The organism is Actinospineispora eucalypti (genome assembly GCF_039543365.1).
Lineage (GTDB): Bacteria > Actinomycetota > Actinomycetes > Mycobacteriales > Pseudonocardiaceae > Pseudonocardia > Pseudonocardia eucalypti.
In genome coordinates this window covers 155,345-176,990 of record NZ_BAABJP010000010.1, presented here as the reverse complement: position 1 = coordinate 176,990, position 21,646 = coordinate 155,345, and the positions used below count along the sequence as shown (strand labels likewise).

15 protein-coding genes are annotated in these 21,646 nt (G+C 72.9%); 7 read left to right on the top strand and 8 right to left on the bottom strand.

The window, feature by feature from the left end; all coding sequences use genetic code 11:
* Positions 1 to 26: 26 nt before the first annotated feature.
* Genes menD through ABEB12_RS14475 form a run of 3 tightly spaced genes read right to left on the bottom strand, consistent with a single transcriptional unit; the run spans position 27 to position 3,125 of the window.
* Positions 27 to 1,718 carry a 2-succinyl-5-enolpyruvyl-6-hydroxy-3-cyclohexene-1-carboxylic-acid synthase gene (gene menD, locus ABEB12_RS14485; RefSeq protein WP_185063969.1) on the bottom strand — a complete coding sequence of 564 codons (1,692 nt, stop codon included), beginning with the start codon at positions 1,716 to 1,718 and terminating at the stop codon, positions 27 to 29.
* Between the two features lie 6 nt (positions 1,719 to 1,724).
* Positions 1,725 to 2,270, bottom strand: a complete 546-nt coding sequence (locus tag ABEB12_RS14480; protein ID WP_185063968.1) for a YbaK/EbsC family protein — start codon at positions 2,268 to 2,270, stop codon at positions 1,725 to 1,727.
* Between the two features lie 27 nt (positions 2,271 to 2,297).
* On the bottom strand, positions 2,298 to 3,125 hold the full coding sequence (locus tag ABEB12_RS14475; RefSeq protein WP_185063967.1) for an aldo/keto reductase: 828 nt from the start codon (positions 3,123 to 3,125) through the stop codon (positions 2,298 to 2,300).
* Between the two features lie 86 nt (positions 3,126 to 3,211).
* Here ABEB12_RS14475 and ABEB12_RS14470 point away from each other — a divergent pair, with 86 nt between their 5' ends.
* Positions 3,212 to 4,858, top strand: coding sequence for an ATP-binding cassette domain-containing protein (locus tag ABEB12_RS14470; protein ID WP_185063966.1), 1,647 nt, complete (start codon positions 3,212 to 3,214; stop codon positions 4,856 to 4,858).
* Between the two features lie 4 nt (positions 4,859 to 4,862).
* On the opposite strand, the gene ABEB12_RS14465 is transcribed toward ABEB12_RS14470, so the two are convergent.
* The 5 genes from ABEB12_RS14465 to ABEB12_RS14445 all read right to left on the bottom strand — a co-directional run bounded on the left by ABEB12_RS14465 (position 4,863) and on the right by ABEB12_RS14445 (position 11,325).
* On the bottom strand, positions 4,863 to 7,787 hold the full coding sequence (locus ABEB12_RS14465) for an FAD-binding and (Fe-S)-binding domain-containing protein (protein ID WP_345702819.1): 2,925 nt from the start codon (positions 7,785 to 7,787) through the stop codon (positions 4,863 to 4,865).
* Between the two features lie 4 nt (positions 7,788 to 7,791).
* On the bottom strand, positions 7,792 to 8,334 hold the full coding sequence (locus tag ABEB12_RS14460) for an FmdB family zinc ribbon protein (RefSeq protein ID WP_185063965.1): 543 nt from the start codon (positions 8,332 to 8,334) through the stop codon (positions 7,792 to 7,794).
* A 99-nt stretch (positions 8,335 to 8,433) separates the two neighbouring features.
* Positions 8,434 to 9,723, bottom strand: coding sequence for an iron-containing alcohol dehydrogenase (locus tag ABEB12_RS14455; RefSeq protein ID WP_185063964.1), 1,290 nt, complete (start codon positions 9,721 to 9,723; stop codon positions 8,434 to 8,436).
* Positions 9,720 to 10,532: an MBL fold metallo-hydrolase gene (locus tag ABEB12_RS14450; RefSeq protein WP_185063963.1), complete on the bottom strand. Its 813-nt coding sequence runs from the start codon at positions 10,530 to 10,532 to the stop codon at positions 9,720 to 9,722. Before ABEB12_RS14450 ends, ABEB12_RS14455 begins: the two co-directional genes overlap by 4 nt.
* Before the next feature lie 94 nt (positions 10,533 to 10,626).
* Positions 10,627 to 11,325, bottom strand: a complete 699-nt coding sequence (locus ABEB12_RS14445) for an FCD domain-containing protein (RefSeq protein WP_185063962.1) — start codon at positions 11,323 to 11,325, stop codon at positions 10,627 to 10,629.
* Positions 11,326 to 11,965: 640 nt separating this feature from the next.
* On the opposite strand from ABEB12_RS14445, the gene ABEB12_RS14440 reads away from it, so the two are divergent.
* The 6 genes from ABEB12_RS14440 (at position 11,966) to menE (ending at position 20,410) form a co-directional block, all read left to right on the top strand.
* Positions 11,966 to 14,482, top strand: coding sequence for a thermonuclease family protein (locus ABEB12_RS14440; RefSeq protein WP_185063961.1), 2,517 nt, complete (start codon positions 11,966 to 11,968; stop codon positions 14,480 to 14,482).
* A gap of 89 nt (positions 14,483 to 14,571) precedes the next feature.
* Positions 14,572 to 15,486, top strand: a complete 915-nt coding sequence (locus ABEB12_RS14435; protein WP_185063960.1) for a 1,4-dihydroxy-2-naphthoyl-CoA synthase — start codon at positions 14,572 to 14,574, stop codon at positions 15,484 to 15,486.
* Positions 15,487 to 15,545: 59 nt separating this feature from the next.
* On the top strand, positions 15,546 to 15,905 hold the full coding sequence (locus ABEB12_RS14430; protein WP_185063959.1) for a hypothetical protein: 360 nt from the start codon (positions 15,546 to 15,548) through the stop codon (positions 15,903 to 15,905).
* Positions 15,902 to 18,109 carry a N,N-dimethylformamidase beta subunit family domain-containing protein gene (locus tag ABEB12_RS14425; RefSeq protein WP_185063958.1) on the top strand — a complete coding sequence of 736 codons (2,208 nt, stop codon included), beginning with the start codon at positions 15,902 to 15,904 and terminating at the stop codon, positions 18,107 to 18,109. The genes ABEB12_RS14430 and ABEB12_RS14425 overlap by 4 nt, the downstream gene beginning before the upstream one ends.
* 36 nt (positions 18,110 to 18,145) lie before the next feature.
* The gene (locus ABEB12_RS14420; RefSeq protein ID WP_185063957.1) at positions 18,146 to 19,117 is read left to right on the top strand and encodes a LuxR C-terminal-related transcriptional regulator; all 972 of its coding nucleotides are present in this window, start codon (positions 18,146 to 18,148) and stop codon (positions 19,115 to 19,117) included.
* Positions 19,118 to 19,288: 171 nt separating this feature from the next.
* Entirely contained in the window at positions 19,289 to 20,410 is a 1,122-nt protein-coding gene (gene menE / locus ABEB12_RS14415; protein ID WP_185063956.1) for an o-succinylbenzoate--CoA ligase, read from the top strand.
* Positions 20,411 to 21,646 lie beyond the last annotated feature (1,236 nt).

The window sequence follows — 21,646 nt, the reverse complement described above, 5'->3', positions numbered from 1 at the left end:
GAATTCTACGGATCCGGATCCGGACGTCACGCGAGGGTGGCATTGACGGCGGCGCGCAGCGCCGCATGGCCGGAACGCAGGTCCGCCCGCTCGGCGGGGACCTCGATCAGGCGCGGCCCGGACGCCGGAGCGCACGCCTCGACCAGCTGGGCCAGGTCCGGCGCTATTCGATGGTGCGTCACCCCGAACGCGGTGCACAGCGCGTCCAGGCGCACCCGGTGCGGCGTGCCGAACACCCGCTCGAAGCCGGACGCGTACTCCGGCGCGCCCTGTTCCAGCAGGGAGAAGATGCCGCCGCCGCCGTCGTTGAGCACCACCAGGGTCAGGTCCGGGCGCGGTTCGTCGGGGCCGAGCACCAGCGCGGTCAGGTCGTGCAGCGCGGTCAGGTCGCCGAGCAGGGCGTACCCAGGCCCGCCGTGTCCGAGCGCCGCACCCATTGACGTGGACAGGGTGCCGTCGATGCCGGCCACCCCCCGGTTGGCTCGCACGGTCAGCCCGGCGCGCGGCACCGCGGCCAGCGAGACGTCCCGCACCGGGTTGGACGAGCCGAGCTGCAGCAGCGCCCCGGCCGGCAGCGCGCCGACCAGCGCGGCGGCCAGTCGCAAGCCGGTCGGCGCGGCCGGCTCGGCGAGCGCCTTGTCCAGCGCGATCGAGGCACTGTGGTCCGCCCGCCACCAACCGGCGCTCCACTCGGGCGGCGGGCGCAACGGCGGCGGTATCCCGACCGCACGAACCGAGTCGGGCAGCTCCCCGGCGACCGGGCCGGTCACGCCGGCCGTCCCGGCCACCGCGTACACCGCCACCTCCGGGTCGGCGAGCAGGCGGCTCACCGAGCGGTGCAGCGTGGGCCGGCCGTGCAGCAGAACCTGGCGGGGCCGCATCCCGTCCGGCAGCGGGCCGCCGAGCAACCACGCCCCGGTGCGCATCGCGGCCGGCCACAGCGGCGAGTTCGGCTCGGCCACCACCGGGGGCGGCGGGCCGTCCGCCGTCTCCACCCCGGGCACCGGGCCACACGGCACCGAGCCGCCCACCACGAGGGTCGGCGCGGCCGGGTCCATCGCCAACGGGTCGGCGTCCACGCCGGCGAACGCCGACTCGGTGTGCATGCCGGCAAACGCCGACTCGGTGTGCTCAGAACGCCGACTCGGTGTGCTGGGAACGCCAACTCGCGGGGTTTGGGGCACCAGGGGTTCGGCGAAGGGGAGGTTCAGGTGAACCGGGCCGATCCGGCCGTCGCCCGCCCGGCCTTCCGCGACCGCTACCGCGCGGGAGGTCCACGCGCGCCAGGCGGGCGGGCCTTCGGCCGCGTCCAGGGTGTGGGCGAGCCGGGGGGCCGGGCCGTACAACCCGGTCTGCACGATGGTCTGGTTGGCGCCGGTACCGAGCATCTCCGGCGGCCGGTCGGCGGTCAGCGCGAGCAGCGGGACCCCGGCATAGCTGGCCTCCAGCACCGCCGGGTGCAGGTTCGCCGCCGCCGTGCCGGAGGTGCAGGCCACCGGCACCGCGCGCCCGGAACCCAGCGCGAGGCCCAGCGCGAGGAACCCGGCGCCCCGCTCGTCGATCCGCACGTGCAGGCGCAGCCGGCCGGCCCGGTCGGCCCGGTGCAGGGCGAAGGACAGCGGCGCGTTGCGCGAGCCCGGGCAGAGCACGGCGTCCGTGACGCCGCACCCCACCAGCTCGTCGACCAGCGCCTCCGCCAGCGCCTGGGAGTCGTTCACGACGCTCTACGGTGCCACCGGCACGGCGAGCTCGTCGACCACGGTGACCGTGGGCAGTCCGACCAGCGTCGCGCCGGAGATCACCAGTTTGCTGCGCCGGACCCCCGAACCGATCACCACGCGGGGCGCCGCCGCCACGGCGGCGTCCAGGTAGACCGGCCACTCGGCGGGCAGCCCGAGCGGGGTGATGCCGCCGTACTCCATGCCGGTCCCGCCGGTGGCCGCGTCCCGGCTGGCGAATGAGGCCTTGCGCACGTCCAGCAGCCGCCGGACCGCGCCGTTCACGTCCGCCCGGGTGGTGGCCAGCACCAGCGCGGCGGCCATGCGGCTCTCGCCGGCCCGCTTGCCGGCGATCAGCACGCAGTTCGCCGACTCGTCCAGCGGCACCTGGTAGCGCTCGCAGAACGCGGCCGTGTCGGCCAGCTCGGGGTCGATCTCGGCCACCTGGATCCCGGCAGCCGCCGGACCGAGCCCGGCGATGACGTCGGCCACCGGCGGGGCCAGCAGGTCCGGTCGGTCCAGCGCGGGTACCAGGGTCAGTGCGTAGCTCACGGTGTCACATGATTCCCCAGACCGGTTTCAGCGGCCGAAGGTGTCCGGGTGCGGACCGGTGCGGTAGTCCTCGTTCAGCGCCTCGATCTCGGCCAGGTCGTCGTCGGCCAGCTCGAAGCCGAAGACGTCGAAGTTCTCCCGCATCCGGGTCGGGTTGGCCGACTTGGGGATGACCACGTTGCCGATCTGCAGGTGCCAGCGCAGCACGATCTGCGCCGGGGTGCGGTCGTACTTCTGGGCCAACGCCTCCACGGTCGGGTGATCCAGCACCTCGCCCTTGGCGATCGGGCTCCACGCCTCGGTGGCGATGCCGTGCGCGGAGTGGTATTTGCGCAGCTCGTCCTGGGTGAGCCGGGGGTGCAGCTCGATCTGGTTCACGCTCGGCACGGTGTCCGTCCCGGCGGCCAGCCGGTCCAGGTGCGCGGGCTGGAAGTTGGACACCCCGATGGCCCGGGTCTTGCCGTCCGCCAGCAGCTTCTCGAAGCCCTTCCAGGTGTCCACGTAGCGGTCCTGGTGCGGCAGCGGCCAGTGGATCAGGAACAGGTCCACGTGGTCCAGTCGCAGCTTGGTCAGGCTGTCCTCCAGTGCGGCGATGGCCTCGTCGTAGCCGTGCGCGCCGTTGTTCAGCTTGGTGGTGACGAACACCTCGTCGCGGGCCAGGCCGGAGTCGGCGATGGCCCGTCCGACGCCCTCCTCGTTGCGGTACATCTGGGCGGTGTCGATGTGCCGGTAACCAGCGGCGAAGGCCTCCCCGACGATCCGCGCCGTCTCGTCCGGCGGGACCTGGAACACACCGAAGCCGAGCTGAGGGATCTCCACACCATTGTTCAGCCGAAAACCGGGTACCTGTGTCATGTCGACCAGCCTACCCGGCCACACGCCTGTTACCCGCGCAAGCAATCTTTTCCCCCAATCCGGGGTGGTCGACTAGCTTGGGCGCGGTGAGTGCCACTCTGCAGGCAGTGGAGCTGGCCGCCGGGCACGGCGACCGCACCCTGTTCAGCGATCTCAACCTGATCGTCGCCCCGGGCGACGTCGTGGGCCTGGTCGGCGCCAACGGCGCCGGGAAGTCGACGTTGTTGCGCCTGCTCGCCGGCGCCGACCGGCCGGAGCACGGCCGGGTCACCCTGGCCCCGCCGGAGGCCACCGTCGGCCTGCTGCACCAGGAGCCCGAGCGCATCCCGGGCGAGACCGTGCGCGCCTACCTGGCCCGCCGCACCGGGGTGACCGAGTCCGCCGCCGTGTTGGAGGCGACCACGGCCGCGCTCACCGAGGGCAGCCCGGGCGCCGACGAGGCCTACGCCACCGCGCTGGAGCGCTGGCTGGCCCTCGGCGGGGCGGACCTGGACGACCGGGTGGACGGGGTGCTCGCCGAGGTCGGCCTTTCCGCCGGCGCGGACGCCGCGATGACCGACCTCTCCGGTGGCCAGGCGGCCCGCGCCGGGCTGGCCGCACTGCTCGCGTCCCGTTACGACGTGCTACTGCTGGACGAGCCGACCAACGACCTGGACCTGGCCGGGCTGGCCCTGCTGGAGGGCTTCGTCACCGGGCTGCGCGCGCCGACCGTGCTGGTCAGCCACGACCGGGAGTTCCTCGCGCGCACCGTCAACCGGGTGGTGGAGCTGGACCTGGCGCAGCAGCGGGTGGGCGTCTACCAGGGCGGATACCAGGCCTACCTGGACGAGCGGGAGGTCGCGCGGCGGCACGCCCGGGAGGCGTACGAGGAGTACTCGGACACCCTGCACTCGCTGAAGGCGCGCTCCCGGATGCAGCGCAACTGGGCCAGCGTGGGCGTCCGCAATGCCCGCCGCAAGATCGCCGACGGCTCCGAACGGGACAAGTTCATCCGTCACCACGCGGGCGCCACCGCGGAGAAGCAGGCGGCCAAGGCCCGGCAGACCGACCGCATGATCGAACGCCTGGAAGAGGTCGAGGAACCGCGCAAGGAATGGCAGCTGCGGATGAGCATCGCGGTGGCCCCCCGGGCCGGGGCGGTGGTGGCCGGGCTGCGCGGCGCGGTGGTGCGGCGGGGTGAGTTCCAGCTCGGGCCGGTCGACGCGCAGGTGGACTGGGCCGACCGGATCGCCATCACCGGGGCCAACGGCTCCGGCAAGTCCACCCTGCTCGGCGCGCTGCTCGGCCGGCTGCCGCTGACCTCGGGGACCGCGACGCTGGGTCCGTCGGTGCGGGTCGGCGAGGTGGACCAGGCCCGGGGCCTGTTCCTCGGCGGCGAGCCGCTCACCGACGCGTTCCGCGCCCAGGTGCCGGACTGGCCGGAGTCGGACGTGCGCACCCTGCTGGCCAAGTTCGGCCTCACCGCCGCGCACGCCCCGCGCCCCGCCGACTCCCTCTCCCCCGGCGAGCGCACCCGCGCCGCGCTGGCCCTGCTCCAGGCCCGCGAGGTGAACCTCCTGGTCCTGGACGAGCCCACCAACCACCTGGACCTCCCCGCCATCGAGCAGCTGGAGTCCGCCCTGGACTCCTACCCCGGCACGGTGCTCCTGGTCACCCACGACCGCCGCATGCTCGACACCGTCCGCACCACCCGCCACTGGCACCTAACCGCCGGCCACCTGACCGAGTCCTGACCGCTCAGCGCAACCCGAGGGCGTCGGCGGCCAGCTGGGCTAGGTGGACGGGCTCCCGGGTTCCCGCTTGGCGGAGTTGGGTGCGGCAGGAGAAGCCGTCGGCCAGGACGGCGACGTCCGGGTCGGCGGCGCGGACGGCGGGGAGGAGCACCCGTTCGGCGCAGGCCATGGACACCTCGTAGTGCCCCTTCTCGAAGCCGAAGTTGCCGGCCAGGCCGCAGCAGCCGGAGTCGAGCACCTCGGCGTCCACCCGCAGTGCGCCCAGGACCGTCCGGTCGGCCTCGTTGCCCAGGTCGGCGTGCTGGTGGCAGTGGGTCTGCACCAGCGCCCGGCGGCCGGTGGCGGGCGGGCCGGCCCGGTCGGCCAGCTCGGTGAGCTCGGCGGCGTGCGGCGCGAGCACCTCGGCGAAGGTGCGCACGGCGCCGGCCAGGGCCTTCGCGTCGGGCTCGTCCGGCAGCAGTTCGGGCAGGTCGGCGCGCAGCGCGGCGGCACAGCTGGGCTCCAGGGCGACCACCGGCACCGATTCCCGCAGCCACGGCCGCAGGGTGTCCAGCGTGCGGCGCAGCACCCGCCGGGCGGCGCCCAGCTGCCCGGTGGAGAACCAGGTCAGCCCGCAGCACACCTCGCCCGCCGGCAGCTCCACCCGGTACCCCAGCGCGGTCAGCACGGCCACCGCGTCGCCGGCGATCACCGGGTCGAAGTGCCCGGTGAACGTGTCCAGCCAGAGCACCACCCGACCCCGGGTACCGGTCTCGCCGAAGGAACGCCGGGATGCCCGCAGGGGCCGCTCGGCCAGGGGCGGGATGGCGCGTTCGGGGGCTATGCCGCCCAGGCGCTTGGCTACCGCGGCGAGGCGGGGGCGGCGGGCCGCCGCGTTCAGGGCGCGCGGCAACCCGGGTACCCGGGCCACCAGGCGGAGCCAGCGGGGCAGCGCGCCCATGGAGTAGTGGGTCAGGGGGCGGGGGCGGTTCTTGTAGCGCTGGGCCAGGAACTCGGTCTTGTAGGCGGCCATGTCCACGCCGACCGGGCAGTCCCGCTTGCAGCCCTTGCAGGACAGGCACAGGTCGAGCGCCTCGGCCACCTCGGGGGACTTCCAGCCGTCGGTGATCACCTCGCCGTTGGCCATCTCGAACAGCAGCCGGGCCCGGCCCCGGGTGGAGTGCATCTCCTCCCCGGTCGCCCGGTAGCTGGGGCACATCACGCCGCCGGAACCGGTCACGCAGCGGCCCACCCCGAGGCAGCGCCGGGCGGCCCGGCCGAAGTCCCCCCGGTCGTGCGCGAAGGCCAGCTCCGGCTTGCCGGAAAGCCGGGGCATGCCGACGAAGATGCGCAGGTCCTCGTCCATCCGCTTGGGCCGAACCAGGCAGCCCGGGTTCATCGCGTCGTCCGGGTCCCAGATCGCCTTGAACTCCTCGAACCCGGAGATGATCTCCTTCGGGTACATCCGGGGCAGCAGCTCGGCCCGGGCCTGCCCGTCGCCGTGCTCGCCGGACAGCGACCCGCCGTATTTGACGACCGCGTCCGCCGCGTCTTCCATGAAGGAACGGAAGTTGGCGATGCCTTCCCGCGTCAACAGGTCGAAGTCGATCCGCACGTGCAGGCAGCCGTCCCCGAAGTGCCCGTAGTACACGCCCCGCCGGCCGTGCCGGGCCAGCACCTGGTCGAACTCCCGCAGGTAGGCGCCGAACCGCTCCGGCGGCACGGCCGCGTCCTCCCAGCCGGGCCACGCCTCGCCGCCGTCCGGGGACCGGGTCAGGATGCCGGCGCCGTCCTCCCGCACCCGCCACAGCGCGCGCATCCGGACCGGGTCGGAAACCACCACGCTGCCGGTCTGCCCGTACGGCTTCATCGCCTTCACCACGGCGTGCGCGGCCGCTTCCGCCTCCTCGCGGGTGGCGCCGCCGGTCTCCACGTACAGCCAGCCGCCGCCCTCGGGCAGCGCACGGCTGGTCGTCTCGTTGGGGTTGTGCGCCCGCAGCGCGGCGATCAGGCCGGCGTCCATGCCCTCGATGGTCAGCGGGTTGTGCTCGCGCACCACCATCACGTTGTCGGCGGCGGTGTAAGCGTCCGGGAAGCCGAGCACGGCCAGCGCGCGAGCGGGCGGCGACTCGACCAGGCGCATGGTGGCGCCGAGCACCGTGACGCAGGTGCCCTCGGTGCCGACCAGCGCCTTGGCCAGGTCGAACCCGTTCTCCGGGAGCAGCTGGTCCAGGTTGTAACCGGACACCCGGCGGGTCAGCTCGGGGAACGCGGCACGCACGTCGTCGCCCAGCCGTTCACCCAACTGACGCAATGCATCGGGGATGCTCTCGGCGTCGCTATGGCTCTGCGTGGAAATATGCAACGGGTCGGCGCCGCGGGGCAGGGTGCCGCCGGGGCCGAGAAGCAGGCGCTCCCCCCGGTAGGTGAGCACGTCCAGCGCGTGCACGTTGTCCACCGTCTTGCCCCAGGCCACCGAGTGCGAGCCGCAGGCGTTGTTGCCGATCATCCCGCCGAGGGTGCAGCGGTTGTGCGTGGACGGGTCCGGCCCGAAGGTCAGCCCGTAGGGGCGGGCCGCGTCGCGCAGCTGGTCACACACCACGCCCGGCTCCACCCGCGCGGTGCGGGCGTCCGGGTCGATCTCCAGGATTCGGTTGCAGTGCTTGGCGTAGTCGAGCACCACCGCCGTGTTCACCGCCTGGCCGGCGATGGACGTGCCGGCCCCCCGGGGCAGCACCGGCACGCCGTGCTCCCGGCAGACCGCGATCGCGGCCTCCGCGTCGGCGGTGTCGCGCGGGCGCACCACGCCGATGGGAATCCGGCGGTAGTTAGACGCGTCGGCCGACCACATGGCCCGGCTGGCGGTGTCGAACCGCACCTCCCCGGCCACCCGGGCGGCGAGATCCGCCCGGAGGGCGCGGGCATCCTGGTCTGAAACGGGGGTACTCACCTGCTCAGTGTGCGTCCCCGGTCGATCGCGGCTTCACCGACCCCTCCGAGGAATTTCCGGTCTTTCCCTGGTCAGGGGCCGAATGTCCCTGACCGTTCCCGGCGCCGGGTCCGTGACCATGGCCGTGTCCGTGTCCGTGTCCATGCCCGTGCCCGGTGGCGGGCGGCTGCTCCGAGGCGCCGAGCACCGGGTCACCGGCGCGCAGCGGGACGTCGTGGTAGCGGCCCTCGTGGGCCAGGATCGGCCGCTGGTCGCCGGCGATCTCCGGGTACTTGGCCTCCAGCCGCTGCCGGCGGTCCCATTGCCGGCGCAACCCGGTCACGTACTCCCGGTTGCCGTTGAAAGTGCCGCGCCAGGTCTGCGGCATCTGGTCCCGGCTCAGCCCGCCGGCGCCGGACCGCTCGGCCTGCCCGCCGAGGCTGAATCCGGCCGGCACCTTCCGGGTGTCGCCGCCGCAGGACGGGCAGCCGGGCGCGTCCGCGTCGAACGTGGCCAGCCGCTCGAAGCGCAGCTCACACGGCGCGCACCGGTAGACGTAGATCGGCATGCGAGCCCCTTCGACGCTGCTGGAGTGACTGAGTCACCCTGCTGAACGCACTGAATCACTGTGCTGAAGTGACTGAATCACCCTGCTGAAGGCACTGAATCACCAGTTTTGGACGGACTTGGTGAGGATGGCGGCGATGTCCTCCTCCGTCGGTGTGCGCGGACAGGTGGCCAGGAGGCGCTGTTGTTTCATGGTGCCAGGGACCAGGTCGGGCACGTCGGACTCGGTGTAGCCGACGCCGCCGATGCCGTTCGGGATGTCGATGTCCCGCATCAGGCTGATCAGCACGGAGGGCAGCTGCTCGCGCGGGTCGTTGTGCTTCTCCGCGTCCGGGTCCATCAGCGCGGCGGCCTTCAGGTGCCGCTCCGGCGCGCTCTCGAAGGAGAACCGGAAGGCCTCCGGCGCGGTCAGCGACACCGACTGGCCGTGCGGCACCATCGGCTCGTCCGGCGGGTAGCCCTCCGGGATGTAGTCCTTCACCATGCCGGCGATCGGGTAGGCGTTGGCGTGCGGGATGTGCACCCCGGAGTTGCCGAACCCCATGCCGGCGAAGGTGGCCGCCATCATCATGTCCGAGCGGGCCTCGAGGTTCTCCGCGCCCTCGTGCACCGCCCGCCGGAAGGAACGCGCCAGCAGCTGCATGGCCCGCTCGCACCACAGGTCGGACACCGGGTTGGAGCCGCAGTAGGTGACCCGCTGCTCCGGCTGCTTCCGGTCGAACGTGGTGTACCAGCGCGCGGTGTAGGACTCCACCGCGTGGCACACGATGTCCATCCCGGAGGCCGCCGTGACCTGCGGCGGCAGTGACAGGGTGAGCAGCGGGTCGATCACCGCCAGGGTGGGCCGCAGCCGCCAGCTGCTGATCCCGGTCTTCACCTTCATCGACAGGATGTCCAGCACGCACATCGCGGTGGACTCCGAGCCGGTGCCGGCCGTGGTGGGGATGGCGATCAGCGGCTTGAGCGCCCCGTCCGGCACCCGTCCGCTGCCGATCGGCGGGTTGATGTAGTCCATCAGCTCGCCGGAACAGGTGGTCAGCAGGTTGATCGCCTTGGCGGTGTCGATCGCCGAGCCGCCGCCCACCGCGACGAACCCGTCCCAGTCACCCTGCGCGCGGGCGTACTCCACCGCCTTGTTCATCGAGTCGTCGGTCGGCTCGACGTGCACGCCGTCGAAGATCTCCGCCTCGATCTTGTACCGGCGCAGGTTGTCGGCGATGCGCTGCGGGATGCCCAGCCCGTGCACCCCGGAGTCGGTCACGATCAGCACCCGGTGTGCCCCGTAGGCGGACATCTCGAAGCCCACCTCGTCCACCGCACCGGCGCCGAACTTCAGCGGCGGGGCACCCCAGGTGAAGATCGTCTCTTCGGTCAGCTCGGGGGCGCTCACGTGTACGAGCCCTCCGGCGCGGTGCGCAGCTTGTGGATCTGCTCGGCGTCGTGGCCGAACACCATGGTCGCGTTGGTGCGCTCCTGGATGCCGCGCAGCTTCTCCACCGAGGCGTAGAACTGCTCCAGGTTGTTCACGATCGCCGCCGGGGTGGCCGGCGGGCCGTAGCTCTCGCCCATGTACACCGCGTCCGACGTGAAGATCATCGTGCCGCTGTTGGGCAGGTCGACCTGCATGGACATGCAGCCGACGGTGTGCCCCGGCGACTCGATCAGGGTGACCCCGGGCAGGAGCTCGGTGTCCCCGTTGACGGTCTGGAAGTTCAGCTGCTCGTAGTCGGTCTTCAGGTGCGCGCCGGTGAACAGCCCGTCGAAGCCGAAGGCGAACTCCTTCTCCCGCTCGTGGCAGACCAGCTTGGCGTTGGTCTCCTTGAACATGTTGGCGTTGCCGGCGTGGTCGAAGTGCAGGTGGGAGAGCACCACGTAGTCGATCTCGTCCAGGCCCACGCCCATCTGGTTCAGCCGGGAGTCCAGGTACTCCTCGTCGCTCACCCGGTCGTAGGGGAAGAACTCCTGCAGCCCGGTCGGGCCCCAGCGCTCCTCCCAGTCCCTCGGGCAGCTGGTGTCCCACAGCAGCTTGCCCTCGTCGGTCTCCACCAGCACGCAGTGCGTGGGCACGTCCACCCACGGCGCCGGGTCGTTCTTGTGGCTCCGGTCGGTGATGGAACGACCCGGCTTGAGCAGCAGCCAGGTCAGGTCGGCGGACATCGCCCCGCACGGGATGATGCTGACCTTGTTCGCGGTGGCCATGTGGCGGGTCCCTTCGGCGCTGAAAGGGTGTGAGCGGCAACACCCGACGGTGGCATGCCACATGCCACCCGTCAATGGTTGCGGGATGGTTGCGTCAGGGGCGGGTCCAGCCGAGATCCAGGTCGACGGCGCCGGGCGCCTCACCGGCCTCCTGGGCGACCAGCAGCTCGGCGGTGTGCAGGATGTGCGCCCGCATGGCGTCGGCCGCGCCGTCCGCGTCGCCCGCCTCCACCCGGTGGAGGACCGCGCGGTGCTCCTCCACGATGTCGTCCAGCGAGCGGGACCGGTGCGCGGTGGACGCGCCCCGGCGCAGCACCATGTCCCGCAGGCTGTCCACGTACTCGGCCAGCCGGCCGTTGCCCGAGGCCTCCAGCAGCACCCGGTGGAAGTGCCGGTCGTGCTGCCACATCTCGTACTCTTCGTCGGCCACTGCCGCGCCGCGCATCGCCTCGAACACCGCGCGCAGCTCGCGCCGGCCGTCCGAGCCGAGCAGCCGCACCGCGCGCCGGGTGGCCGGCACCTCGAGCAGCAGGCGCAGCGCGAAGACCTCCTCGAGGTCGTGCAGCGAGGTCTGCAGGATGCGCACGCCCCGGTTCCGCTCGAACCGGACCATGCCCAGCTGGGCCAGCTTGATCAGCGCCTCGCGCACCGGGGTGCGGGACACGCCGAGCTGCTCGGCCAGCGTGTGCACCGAGTGAAGCGTGCCCGGCGGGAGCTCACCGGTGATCACGGCCGCGCGAAGGGCGTCCAACACCTGCTCGTTGACTGTTGCGGTGGGCTCTACCTGCTTCATCAGGGTCAGAATCGTGCCATGGGCCATGCCACCGGCCAAGGTTGCGCGCCGGCATGGTCACTCAGCGTGGCGCGTGCTCCGGCGGGCCGCCGGGCCGTTGATGCTCCAACTGTGGGCTGCGCAACACGACACGCTAGTCCTTTCGGGTGATGTGCTGGCTTCGAAAGCCTCGGCACGCTAGCGACACACCCCCGAATCGAGACTTGCGTGCGCGAATGATGTGCGATCGCGGTCACATCCAGCCATAAAGATCGCGGGCAAAACCCCTGCTCAGCTGTTAAATTACATCGGTGAAATTCGATCCGTTAATTCAAATGGCCTAACGGCACGGATGGCGGAGTTCACGTTCCGCGACTTTCCGATGACGCTCGGGAAAGGATTGTCGCCAGTATCGAGGCCCGCAATTGGTCGTTACTCCATATGAAGTCGAGCCGCAAGCAAGACGCGGCCGACCCGAGCAATGCGATTGGGGGAAGTCGCCATGGAGCTCAGGTCCGACATTGCGACCGCTGCTGTGCGCATGACTTCCGGGCACGACGTGAGCCGGGAGATCAGGCGGCTAGACGCCTACCTTAGGGATGGCGAGACCGTTGCACGGATGACGTCCGGAGTCTATGGGACAGGCACCGGACTGTTGGCCGTGACGAACCACCGTGTCCTGCTGCTGCGGGACGGGCGGAGCGGGCAGGCCAGCGAGGGCTACCCGGTGGAGCGGCTCTCCGGAGCCGACTGGACGGTCGACGGGATCACCGGGACGATCACCATCAGAGACTCGAACAGCGTCGCCGAACTGCGAGACGTGCCGCTGGCGGACGGGGCCGACGTGGTCGCCGTGCTGCGTGGCTTCATCGCCCGCAATGCACCGAGGCAGCTGTTCGGCGAGGAGCACTCCGGGCTGGAGTCCGGTGGCTTCCCGGTGCAGGCGGGTGGGGACCCTGCCGGCATCCCGGGACAGACCCGCTTCCCGGTACACGTCACCGCGGGTACGGCGCAGCAGCTCAGCGGCCTGGCGTCGCAGGGCGGCTACCCGGCGCAGCCGGCGAGCGGGAGCTTCCCCGCGCAGCAGCCGGCCTCCGGAGGTCTTCCGGGCCAGCCGCACGGTGGCTTCCCGGCCCAGCAGGGGCAGCCCGGTGGTGAGCAGCCGTGGAGCGGCGCCTGGGCGGCGCAGCAACCCGGCGGCTTCTCCGGCCAGTCGAACAGCGACGGCTTCCTGGCGCAGCCGAGGAGCGACGCCTTCGCGGCCCAGCCGCAGGGTGACCCGTTCGGTGCCCAGCCGCCGGGCGATCCGTTCGCGGCCCAGCAGAACGACCCGTTCGCGGCCCAGCCGCAGGGCGACCCGTTCGCGGCCCAGCCGCAGAGCGACCCGTTCGGAGCGCAGGCGCCGAGCGGCGAGTTCCCGGCGCAACAGCCGGCCAGCGGAAACTTCCCGGCCCAGCAGCCCACCAGCGGCGGCTTCCCGGCCCAGCAGCCGGCCGGCGGGAACTACCCCGCCCAGCAGCCGGCCAGTGGATCCTACGCGGCGCAGCAGCCGGCCAGCGGATCCTTCCCGGCCCAGCAGCCGGCCAGCGGATCCTTCCCCGCGCAGCAGCCGACCAGTGGATCCTTCCCGGCCCAGCAGCCGGCCAGCGGGAACTTCCCGGCCCAGCAGCCGGCCAGCGGATCGTTCCCCACGCAGCAGCCGGTCAGCGGGGGTTTCCCCGCGCAGCAGCCGGCCAGCGGGAACTTCCCCGCGCAGCAGCCGGCCAGCGGGAACTTCCCCGTTCAGCAGCCGGCCAGCGGGGGCTTCCCGGCGCAGCCGCAGGGCGGCACCCAGCAGCCACAGAGCGGCGGGTTCCCGGCCCAGCAGCCCACCAGCGGGAACTTCCCGGCGCAGCAGCCGAGATTCCCCGGCCAGCAGGGACAGCCCGGCGGCGGGCAGCCGCGCGGCGGCTTCCCGGCCCAGCAGGCGGGTTTCCCGACCCAGGCGAGCACAGTGGGCATCCCGCAGGCCCAGGGCAGCGCCGTCTTCCCGGTGCCGACCCAGGCCGGCGGTGTGGAGGGGCTGGAGCAGCGCGTGGCCGCGTTCGGTTCGGCGGAGGCGCTGACCGCCGCCGCCGTGCCGGTCACCATGCTGGCCGACAGCGGCACCAACCAGCCGCAGCCGGTGGTGCTCGCGCCGTCGGCCGCACCGGTGCCGGGGGCTCCGCTGCCGCCGAGCGCGGTTTCCGCCGACGCCATCGGCAGCCCCACCGCGATCGCCGGTGAGGTGCCGGTCAGCCAGCTGGTCACCCAGCGCACCGACGAGCCGGAGCTCAAGGACGACGCGGACGCCGCCGACCGGCCCAAGCCGATCACCTGGCGGATGCCGCCGGCCGAAGCGGCCGGCAAGGGCGCCGCCAAGGAGGGCAAGGCCACCGAGTCGAGCACCGCGCTGCTGGCCGCCACCGACAAGGCCGACAAGAAGGACGGGGACAAGGCGGGCAACGTCACGCCGCTGCGACCCGCGTCCAAGCCGTCCGGCCGCAACACCAAGAAGTGGATCTGGCTGGGCGCCGGCGCGGCCGGGCTGATCGGGCTGGCCGCGATCGGCAGCGCCAAGCTGATCTCCACCAACTCGCAGCCGGTGGCCGCACCGGTGAGCCCGGCCCCGGCGGCCTCGATCGACCAGCCGGTCGGCACGGCGGCCACGGTGACCAAGGTGATCGACGGCGAGACCGTGGAGGTGGCCGGCCCCGGGGTGACCGGTCCGGTGGTGGTGCTCGGCATCGTCGCCCCGCGCGCCGACAAGAACCAGTGCGGCGCCACGGCGGCCAAGGCCTACGCGGTGAAGACCCTGCACAACGCGCAGGTCACGCTGGTTACCGACGCCTCCCAGGCGGCAACCGACAAGTCCGGCCGCAAGCAGGCGTTCGTGCGGCTGGCCGACGGCGGCGACTACTCGGAGATGGCGGTGCGCGCCGGCATGGCCCGCTACTACGAGAGCCCGCAGCCGGTGGCCAGGGCGGCGGAGATCAAGGCCGCCGAGGAAGAGGCCAAGAGCAACAAGGCCGGCTTCTGGGGCACGCCGTGCAACGGCAAGCTGGGCGGCACGGGTACCGGCAGCAACTCCCGCGCCTCGACCGGCGGCACCCAGCCGCCGGCCCGCACGGTCTCCAACGTGCAGGAGAGCCCCCGCTAGTCAACCCTCCCCCAGAGGGCACCCCCAATCTGCTGCCCGAACCCGGCCAGGCCCCGCCGGGTTCGGGCAGCACCATATGGTGATCCTTCGTGACCGCCAACGACTCCGTCTCGGAGACCTTCGACCCGGCCGCCTGGCGCGAGCTTCCCGGGTTCGACTTCACCGACATCACCTACCACCGGCACGTCGAGCACGGCACCGTGCGCATCGCGTTCAACCGGCCGGAGGTGCGCAACGCGTTCCGCCCCGGCACGGTGGACGAGCTGTACCGGGCCCTGGACCACGCCCGGATGAGCTCCGACGTCGGCTGCGTGCTGCTCACCGGCAACGGGCCGGCTCCCAAGGACGGCGTCTGGTCCTTCTGCTCCGGCGGGGACCAGCGCATCCGCGGCCGTACGGGTTACCAGTACGCCAGCGGCGAGACCGCGGACACCATCGACCCCGCCCGCGCCGGCCGGCTGCACATCCTGGAGTGCCAGCGGCTGATCCGGTTCATGCCCAAGGTGGTCATCGCCGTGGTGAACGGCTGGGCGGCCGGCGGCGGGCACAGCCTGCACTCGGTGTGCGACCTGACCCTGGCCTCGGCCGAACACGCCCGGTTCAAGCAGACCGACGCGGACGTCGGTTCGTTCGATGGCGGCTACGGCTCGGCCTACCTGGCCCGCGCGGTGGGCCAGAAGTTCGCCCGGGAGATCTTCTTCCTGGGCCGCACCTACTCGGCCGAGCAGATGCACCGGATGGGCGCGGTGAACGAGGTGTTCCCGCACGCCGAGCTGGAGGCCGGGGCCATCCAGTGGGCCAAGGAGATCAACGGCAAGTCCCCGACCGCCCAGCGGATGCTCAAGTACTCGTTCAACCTGATCGACGACGGCCTGGTCGGCCAGCAGCTGTTCGCCGGCGAGACCACCCGGCTGGCCTACATGACCGACGAGGCGGTCGAGGGCCGCGACTCGTTCCTGGAGAAGCGCGCACCCGACTGGTCCCGTTTCCCCTGGTACTACTGAGGTTCAGATGGGCAATCCTGCCCATTGAGGGCCGGCGCGCGGGACGGTTCGCTAACCGCATGCGGGACCGAGAGCTCGAGGTGTACCAGCTGTTCGACGCGGGAGCGCGGGCCAGGACGGCCGCACTGGTCACCGAGGAGGTGATCGCGGAGCACGCGGCCAACCCGACCGGGCCGCACGGTGACGTGCTGCAACGGGTGCTGCGCCACCTGCGCCGGGCCCCGCTGCCGGGCAAGTACGTCGTGGTGGCCACCCGCCCCTGGCGGGAGTACCGAATCGGCGTGTTCAGCGGGGTGCGCGGCGAGGCGCCGGCCGTGCTGGACGACGGGCCGTACGGCACCGAGGCCGAGGCGATGCACGCGGTGTTCCTGCGCCGGGTGGCCGAGCTGCGGTCCGAGTCCGGGCCGGTCGCGCGATGACCGTCGAAGTGGTCGGTTACGCCGACCGGTTCTCCGTGGCCCCCGGCGAACCGATCGAGTTCAGGATCAGCTGTTCCGGCGGCGGCGAGTTCCGGGCCGAGGTGGTGCGGCTGCGCAACGGCGACACCAACCCCGCCGGCCCCGGCTTCCTCGAGGAGGTCGTGCCCACCCCGGCGACCGGCGACTATCCGGCGCGTACCCAGGTCATCCGGCCGGGCGCGGCGGTCGTCGTGGCCGACGGCGGCGGCGCGCTGGCGCTGGAGGGCGCCGGCGAGGTGCGGGGGTACGCCCAACCGACCCTGCCCGGCGCGGGCGAGCAGGCGCTTCTCTCCCGGTGGGACGAGGCGTCGCGGCGCGGCTGGTGGGTCGGCCTGGTGGACGGCGGCCGGCTGGCGCTGCGGCTGGGCGACGGGGAGACCGTGCACCAGACCGTCTCGGACGAGCCGCTGCACGCCTGGGTCTGGTACGCGATCACCGCGAGCTGGGCCGACGGCACCGCACGGGTCCGCGCCGAACCCACGTTGACCTCGACCAACAGCATCTGGAGCCCGGCCGTCGGGCTGGCCGCCGCGACCTCCGGGGAAGGCACCGGGTCGGCCACGGCGGCCGATGCGCCGGCCGTGCTCGGCGCGGCCTGGGACTCCCGGATCGACGGTCCGGTCGGTTACTACAACGGCAAGCTGGACTCCCCCGCCGTTTCCGGCCCCGGCGGCGTGATCGCGGCCTGGGACTTCGGCGCCGACATCACTTCCGAAGGCGTCACCACCGACCGGTGCACGGACACCGGCCCGCACGGGCTGCACGGCCGGTGCCACAACTCCCCCTACCGGGGCATGACCGGCCACAACTGGACCGGCCGGGAGGAGAACTACCGGCACGCGCCCGACCAGTACGGGGCGCTGCACTTCCACGCCGACGCGCTGGAGGACGCCGGCTGGGAGACCGACGTGACGCTGGTGGTCCCGGACGGGCTGCCCAGCGGCGTGTACGCGCTGCGGGTGCGCTACGCGGACACCACCGACCACATTCCGTTCTGGGTGCTGCCGCCCCGGGGCACCGCCACCGCGCGGGTGCTGCTGCTGTTTCCCACGCACAGCTACCTGGCCTACGCCAACGACCACATCGTGCCGGAGGTGCCGGTCGCGCAGTCGATCCTCGGACACACCTCGGTGCTCGCCGCCCCGGACCTGCACCTGCTGGCCCACCCGGAGTACGGGCTGTCCACCTACGACCACCACGCGGACGGCAGCGGGGTGGCGCACACCAGCCGCCTGCGCCCGGTGCCGAACATGCGGCCCGGCTACCGCAGCGCCACCGGTTCACTCTGGCAGCTGCCCGCCGACCTGCACATCGTGGACTGGCTGACCGGTACCGGCGTGGAGTTCGACGTGGCCACCGACGAGGACCTGGAGGCCGAGGGCGCCGACCTGCTGGGCCGGTACAACGTGGTGCTCACCGGCAGCCACCCGGAGTACTACTCGGCGCGCATGCTGGACGCCTGGGAGGCCTACCTGGGCGGCGGCGGGCGGGCCATGTACCTGGGCGGCAACGGCTTCTACTGGGTCACCGCCCAGCACCCGGACAAGCCGCACCTGCTGGAGGTGCGCAAGGGCGAGGCCGGCTGCCGGGCCTGGCAGGCGCGGCCGGGCGAGCTGCACATGGCGTTCACCGGGGAGCGCGGCGGGATCTGGCGCAACCGGGGGCGCGCCCCGCAGAAGCTGTTCGGGGTGGGTTTCACCACCGAGGGCATGGACCACTCCGTGCCGTACAGCACGCTGTCCGACTTCGCCGACCCCCGGGTTTCCTGGCTGATCTCCGGGCTGGAGGGGGCGACCGAGATCGGCGCGCACGGGCTGGTCGGCGGCGGTGCGGCCGGCCACGAGTGCGACCGCTACGACCTGGCCCTGGGCACCCCGGCGCACACCCTGCTGCTGGCCACCAGTGCCGGCCGGCACTCGGACAACTATCCGCTGGTGGCCGAGGACATCTACTTCCCGTTCGACGGGATGGGCGGCACGGACAGCTTCCAGGTGCGCGCGGACGTCGTGTACTTCACCACGGCGGGCGGCGGCGGGGTGTTCTCCACCGGTTCCATCGCGTGGTCGGGAAGCCTGGCGCACAACGGGTACGACAACGACATCTCCCGTCTCACCGGCAACGTCCTGCGCCGCTTCGCCGATCCGGAGCCCCTCGAACCGCTCTAGGCTTAGCGGCACCTTCACCCCTCGGAGGTGCCGCCTATGGCAGCCGGCCCGTTTTCCGCCCTGGACCTCTCGCTGCGGTTGGCCACCGCCGCGCACGCCCGCGACGATCCGGAACTGGCCGCCCAGGACGTGCTGGGCGAGCTGTGCGCGGCGGAGCCGGTGGTGGCGGCCGCGCTGGTCCGGTACGACCCGTTCACCGGGCGGCACCGCGCGCTCTGCTCCAGCTACCCGCGCCCGGTCCTGGACTTCCTGCGCTCGCCGGCGTTCCTGGTGGACGACGTCGGCTACCGGCTGCTGCGCCGGGAGCCGGAGCGCCGGGCGCGCGGCTGGCGGGACGCGGCGGTGGACTACCCCTCCTCCCGCTCGGCCACCCGGGTGCTGCGGCCGGCCGGCTACGGCGGCGGGGCCACCGCGCGGCTGGTCACCAGCTCCGGCCGCTACGTGGGTGATCTGCACGTGAGCACCGAGGCGGTGGAGCTGCCCACCGACGAGCTGCTGCGCGCGCTGCACCACGCGGCGCCGCTGCTGGCCGCCTCGGTGGACGTCACCCGGCGGCTGCGGCTGGGCCTGGGCGAGCTGCCCCCCGGTGGGCGGGCGGCGGTGGTCTCCCCGGCCGGCGAGGTCGTCCCGCTGTCCGACTCCGGCGACTGGGACGAAGCGCTGGTCGGGCGGGTGCTGCGCCGGCGTTCGGCCGGTGCGGGCGAGGGCCGGTTCCGGCACCTCGGCGCGGGCGGCTGGCTGCGGGTCAAAGTGGCCGGGTTGGACTCGGGAACGCTGCTGGTGGTGGAACCGGACGAACCGGCGCACCCGCTCACCGCACGCGAGCTGCAGGTGCTCACACTGATCACCGAGGGCCTGCCCAACGCGGCCGTGGCCCGGCGGCTGGACATCAGCGCGCGCACCGTCGCCCACCACGTGGAGCACATCCTGCACAAGCTCGCCGCCGACTGCCGCACCTCCGCCGCCCGCCTGGCCGTGGAACAAGGCCTCCGCCTCCTCCCCGACTGACCACGGCCAAACCGACACACACCGTTTGGCGCTGGCACATGCTCTGCAGCACGTGTGCCAGCGCCAAAGCGCGTGTGCGGCCGGGTGGCTCCTGCGCCGGCCGGGTGGCTCGTGCGCCGGCCTGGTGGCGCTTGTGCCGGGCGGGTGGGTGGTGCGCCGTAGGGTAGGCGGGTGAGGTTGGTGGGGTGCGACGGTTCGCCGGCGTCGGCCGGTGCGCTGGCGGATGCGCTGGAGGCGGCGCTGGAGGGCGGGGCGGCGGTGGTGCCTTACGCCGGGGCGGCGCCCGCTCTGCCCGACGCGGATCCGTTGGGCGCGGCGTTGCTCATCGAGACCTCCGGCAGCACCGGCGCGGCCAAACGGGTCTGCCTGCCCGCTTCCGCGCTGCGCGCGTCCGCCGAGGCCACGCACGCCCGGCTGGGCGGCCCCGGGTGCTGGCTGCTCGCGCTGCCCGCACACCACGTCGCCGGGGCGCAGGTGATCGTGCGCGGGTTGCTGGCCGGCCACCGGCCGGTGGTGCTGGACAGCCGGGACGGGTTCCGCGCGGAGCGGTTCGCGGCCGCCGTCGACCGCCTGCCCGACGGGCGCCGGTACACCTCGCTGGTGCCCACCCAGCTGCACCGGGTGCTGACCGCCGGCGGCGCGGCGCTGGACGCGCTGCGCACCTTCCACGGGGTGCTGATCGGCGGCGCCGCAACGCCCCCGGTTCTGCTGGCCGCCGCCCGCTCGGCCGGGGTCAACGCGGTCACCACCTACGGCATGAGCGAGACCTCGGGCGGCTGCGTCTACGACGGGCGCCCGCTGGACGGCGTCGTGGTCTCCCTGGACGAGACCGGCCGGATCTCCCTGGCCGGCCCGGTGCTGGCCAGCGGCTACCTGGGACTGCCGGAAATGACCGCCGACGCGTTCGCCGAAGACCGCTTCCGCACCTCTGACCTGGGCCAATGGACCCCGGACGGCCGGCTGCGGGTGCTCGGCCGGGCCGACGACGTGATCACCACCGGCGGCGAGAAGGTGCACCCGGCGGCCGTGGAGCGGGTGCTGGCCGCGCAACCCGGGGTACGGGCCGCGTGCGTCGTCGGCGTGGCGGACCCGGAATGGGGCCAGCTGGTGGCGGCCGCACTGGTAGCCGAGGGCTCGCCGGACCTCGCCGCGCTGGCCGACGCGGTGCGCACCGAGCTCGGGGCGCCCGCCGTGCCCCGCCTGCTGCGCACGCTGGACGAACTGCCGCTGCGCGGCGTCGGCAAGCCGGACCGCGCCGCCGTCACCCGGCTACTGGACGAAACAGCGACCTGATTCACCCATGTGGTGATTAATGGTCGCGGTGAGTCGCTTTGACCTTGATCCGTTGGTGATATGTGCTGGCCCGCGTGCTGGGTCGATTGCTCTCCGTATTGGTCTCCCTGACCAGTGCGATCGCGACCGGTCCCGCCGACGCGCCGGACTGGACGGTGGACCTGACCCACGGGCAGGCGGTCGGCGTGGCGTTCACCGGCGGGGCGCTGCGGCTCACCGAACCGACCGGCATGCTGCTCACCCCGGCCTACCCGGCGCCCCAGCCCGTCGGCCTGGTGACCACCCGCCTGGACGCCACCGTGCCGCCCGGCGCGTCGGTGCGCGTGGACGTGCGCGGCCAGCTCGCCGACGGCCGGTGGACGGAGTGGCTGGCCAACCAGCCCGACGGGCCGGGCACCGCGATCCGGCCGAGCGTCCGACTGCAGCTGCGGGTGGTGCTCACCGGCGGGCGCCAGACTGGACGCCCGCCCCAGGGCGCCGGTTACGCCGGCGCCGACACCGAACTGCGCGGGCTGTCGGTGCACACCGAACCGGCCAGCGGGCCGGGCACCGACGGTGACGGCGGCCCGGTCGGCTACTCGGTGTTCGCCACCCGGGAGGGCCTGGTGAACGGCCGCACCGCGAACGGCCACCGGATCGCCCGCGACGACTACTTCGTAGCCCTGCCTTCCAAGCGCGCGCTCTCCGGGCGGGACAGCGGCGAGTACTCGGTGAAGGTGTGCGCGACCGGCGGCTTCTGCGCCTGGGCGCCGGTGTGGGACGTCGGCCCGTGGAACATCGACGACGACTACTGGAACGCGGACCGTGAACGCTTCAAGGACCTCCCGCGCGGGATGCCGCAGGCCCAGGCGGCGTTCGAGGACGACCACAACGACGGCGAGGACGGCGGCGGCCGCGAGGTGCTCAACCCTGCCGGAATCGATCTTTCCGACGCGCTCTACGCCGCGCTCAAACTGCGCGGCACGGTAAAGGTGCAGGTCACCTACCTGTGGACCGGCGGCCCGCTGAGCACCGTGGACGCCAAGGGCACCGCCCCCACTACCGACCTGGCCGCCCTCACCACCCCACCCACCGACACTCCCCTCCCCGCCGACACCCCCGTCCCCGTCGACACCCCCGTCCCGGTCGACACCGGAGTACCGGCCGCCACCGGCCAACCCGCCCTCCCCAGCCCATCCGGCGCACCCAACGTTTCCAGCCCACCCGACGCGCTCACCCCACCCAGCGCATCCAGCC